Origin of the sequence: Muriicola sp. (genome assembly GCF_041567615.1) — a bacterium.
GTDB lineage: Bacteria > Bacteroidota > Bacteroidia > Flavobacteriales > Flavobacteriaceae > Muriicola.
Window position 1 is genome coordinate 1 of the sequence record NZ_JBFGBM010000215.1, and the last position, 3,910, is coordinate 3,910.

Consider the following 3,910-nt stretch of genomic DNA (forward strand, 5'->3'; position numbering starts at 1 on the left):
GATTGTATAGGCCGAAAAAGGTACGGTTGATATAGAGGAAGTGACGTGAGCCTCGGTTCCCGTTCATCTTGCGGATGTGTTCATCCTTGGAGTAGCGCTGGCTGATGTCGGCGATGCGCCCCCAGAATTCATCGGATCCAAAATCAAAGGATTCCTGGTTGAAGGGCATGGTAAAGAGCGTGAGCAATTCCCTGAAAAGTTCTTTGAAGAATTTCCTTTCCTCGGGTGAATCGGCGGGGGTCAATATTTCCAGAGCCTCCAGTTTTACCTCGAAAAGCGCCTCATCCTCGATGACCTCCCTTCGCGCTAGTTCAAAATAGGGAATGTAGAATTCATCGGGCACCTCCTTGATACAGCCAAAGTCGATCGCGATAAGCCTGTGGTCAGGGCTGATCAGGAAATTCCCGGGATGGGGATCAGCGTGAACCTTCCTCAATCCGTGCATCTGGAACATGTAGAAATCCCAGAGGGTCTGACCCAATAGATTCCCTGTTTCCCGGGAGAAAGAAGTTTTGGAAAACTCACTCAGATGCATGCCGTGCATCCAGTCCATGGTCAGAATACGCTCACTGGAAAGATCTTCGTAATAGGCCGGGAAATCCAAATTGGGTATATGGGCACAGGCATCAGAGATCTCCTTACTCTGCCGGATTTCGAGGATATAATCCGTCTCTTCGAGCAGCTTGTCCTCCACCTCTTTGAAATATTTTTCAGAATCCTTGCCCTGCAGATTGAACATCCGAATAGCAATGGGTTTCACCAAGGCGAGGTCTGAGGAGATACTTTCAGCCACCCCCGGATACTGTATTTTTACGGCCAGTTCTTTGTCATCTTTCCAGGCTTTGTGAACCTGTCCTATACTGGCGGCGTTGATGGAATCGCGTTCAAACCTATCGAAAACCTCCTCCGGGTACTGTCCGAGGTATTTTTTAAAGGTCTTTCTGACCAGGGGGGCCGACAAAGGAGGCACGGAGAACTGGGACAGGGAAAAGCGCTCCACATAGGCCCTTGGCAAGAGGTTTTTTTCCATGCTCAGCATTTGGGCTACCTTCAGGGCGCTCCCTTTGAGACTTTTGAGACCGTCGTAGATATCGGTCGCATTGTTCTCGTCTAGTTCTTCTCTGGTAGTGTCCCCATTGACCAGCTTTTTGCTGTAGTATTTTACATAGTTACCCCCTACCTTCACGCCTGTTTTCACGAGCTTTCCGGCTCTTTCGATTTTTCCTGTGGGGATCTTATCCAGTGTTTTCATGCAAAAAGGGGCTAACGTAAAATTATTCAGGCCATGTTTTCCTTGAACAGGAATTTGCCAAAATCCAGGATACTGTCGAGAGGGGTATTATCAAAGACATCAAAAATGGTCTTTACCGATTTCTCTATGGCAATGTCTGTCTTTTCAAAACCTTTGGAGGCATCTTCCATCCAGAACTTTAGCAGGAACAGGAATTGTAACCAGGCTCCTTCGGAAAACAGGGTCGGGTTGTGCCTGGATATTTTAAAAGCCTTTTCTTCATTGCCTTCCGCTATAAGTTCCCTGGCGTAATCACGAATCCGTTTTCTCAAGCCTTTGAGCTGCTCCAGGTTTTTCAGCGACATGTGGTGTTCAGAGAGGGAATAAAGCACATAGCTCCTGTTGAGGCTAAGCACCTCAAAGAAAGTGAAGAAAAAGGAGAGCATTTTATCCCTGTTACTGAACTCTTCGTAATCCTTGTTTTTACTCAGTACTTCCAGGGTATTGTCATAAAACATGTTCCAGACCTCTTTTTGAAGGGAATTCAGGGATCCGAAAGACTGATAAAAGTCTTCCTCAGAGATCTCTATGGCCTTACAGAATTTGTATACCGAAGCCGGTCTTTTCTCATGGTCCAATACATAGGTCATATATGCTGACGCAATTTCTGCAGCGGATTGGGTTGCCCCGGATTTTTTAGTAGCCATTGTCACTTATTTTTGTTTAAGCAAATTTACATTATTATAAACATGTAAGTTGTTAAGAATATGAGAATAATAGGAATAAAATTAAAAGCGCGCCTCCAAGTGGACGACGCGCTTTCTAACAACCTAACCAATTAATAAACAAACTGATTACTAAAACCAATTTTACTTTTTCATAGCAATGATTTCGAAGCAATCATAGGCAAATATAAATAATGTTTAATCTATTTATTATATTTTTAAACAAAAAAATTTGTTAAAGTTTTGAGCTGCTAAATTTTTACTCCCAAAAGTGCCAGATTGTCATTTTAATCAATTCTGGTATTTTTTTTGATCCGCCATAGGCGAAAACAAAAATTTAAAATCGATGGCAACAGGTAAAATCAATGTTTCCGTAGAGAATATTTTCCCACTGATCAAAAAATTCCTGTACAGTGATCACGAAATATTCCTGCGAGAATTAATTTCCAATGCGACAGACGCTACCCTCAAACTCAAACACCTCACTTCTATCGGAGAGGCCAAGGTAGAATACGGCAATCCTATCATTGAGGTCAAAATCGACAAGAAAGGCAAAAAGCTGCATATTATCGACCAGGGTATAGGAATGACTGAAGATGAGGTTCGCAAGTATATTAACGAGGTAGCCTTTTCCGGAGCAGAGGAATTTCTTGACAAGTACAAAGATGCTGGAAAAGATGCCGGCATCATAGGACACTTTGGTCTTGGATTCTACTCCTCCTTTATGGTAGCTCAAAAAGTGGAAATCCTCACCAAAAGTTACAAGGACGAACCCGCAGCCCACTGGATCTGTGACGGGACCCCGGAATTTACACTCAAAGAAGGAAAGAAAAAGGAAAGGGGAACAGAGATCATCCTGCACATCAATGACGATGATAAGGAGTTCCTCGAAGAACACCGCATCCGGGAACTGCTGACCAAATACAACAAGTTCATGCCCGTACCGATTAAATTCGGCACGCGCACGGAAACCCTGCCAAAACCTGAAGGAGCCAAGGAGGAGGACCCCGCCCCAACAGAAGAAGTGGATAACATCATCAATAATCCCAATCCGGCCTGGACCAAAAAACCTGCCGACCTGAAGGAGGAAGACTACAAAGCTTTTTACCGGGAGCTCTACCCCATGCAGTTCGAGGAGCCCCTGTTCAACATTCACCTCAATGTAGACTATCCCTTCAATCTCACCGGTATACTCTACTTTCCAAAACTTACGAACGACCTGAATATCCAGAAAGACAGGATACAGCTGTATCAGAATCAGGTATTTGTAACGGACAATGTAGAAGGAATCGTACCCGAATTCCTGACCATGCTGAGGGGAGTCATCGATTCTCCCGATATCCCGCTCAACGTGTCCCGGTCATACCTGCAGGCAGACGGGGCGGTAAAAAAGATTTCTTCCTATATCACAAGGAAGGTGGCAGACAAACTCAGCTCCCTCTTTAAGGACAACAGGGAAGATTTTGAAGCCAAATGGAATGACATCAAGATCGTAATCGAATACGGAATGCTGTCCGAGGAGAAATTCTTTGAGAAGGCTGAGGCTTTTGCGCTCTACCCCACGGTAGACGGTGCATATTACACCTTCGATGAACTCAAGGAAAAGATCTCCGCTCAACAGACAGACAAGGACGAAAATCTGGTGGTCCTGTACGCTTCGGACAAGGAGGAACAACACAGTTATATAGATGCTGCCAAAGAAAGAGGATACGAAGTGCTCCTGCTCGATTCCCCTATCGTCGGCCACTTGCTGCAGAAACTCGAGACCTCCAAGGAAAAGCTTTCCTTTGCCAGGGTGGATGCAGACCACCTCGATAACCTGATCAAAAAGGAAGACACCAAGATCAGCAAGCTCTCGGAAGAAGAAAAGGAGAAACTCAAGACGCAGATCGAGGAAGTGCTGGGAGACAAAGGGTATACCGTACAGCTGGAAGCCATGGACAGCCAGGCCGCC

Annotated in this window: 3 protein-coding genes; 1 reads left to right on the forward strand and 2 read right to left on the reverse strand. The window is 45.1% G+C overall.

Annotated elements, in window-relative coordinates; all coding sequences use genetic code 11:
* Both ABYP73_RS11985 and ABYP73_RS11990 read right to left on the reverse strand, forming a co-directional pair.
* A partial coding sequence (locus ABYP73_RS11985) for an ABC1 kinase family protein (protein ID WP_372974482.1) occupies positions 1-1,252 on the reverse strand: 1,252 nt, incomplete at its 3' end.
* A gap of 26 nt (positions 1,253-1,278) precedes the next feature.
* Positions 1,279-1,938, reverse strand: a complete 660-nt coding sequence (locus ABYP73_RS11990; RefSeq protein ID WP_372974483.1) for a TetR family transcriptional regulator C-terminal domain-containing protein — start codon at positions 1,936-1,938, stop codon at positions 1,279-1,281.
* A 364-nt stretch (positions 1,939-2,302) separates the two neighbouring features.
* On the opposite strand from ABYP73_RS11990, the gene htpG reads away from it, so the two are divergent.
* Positions 2,303-3,910: molecular chaperone HtpG (gene htpG / locus ABYP73_RS11995; RefSeq protein WP_372974484.1), on the forward strand; the 1,608-nt coding region annotated here is incomplete at its 3' end.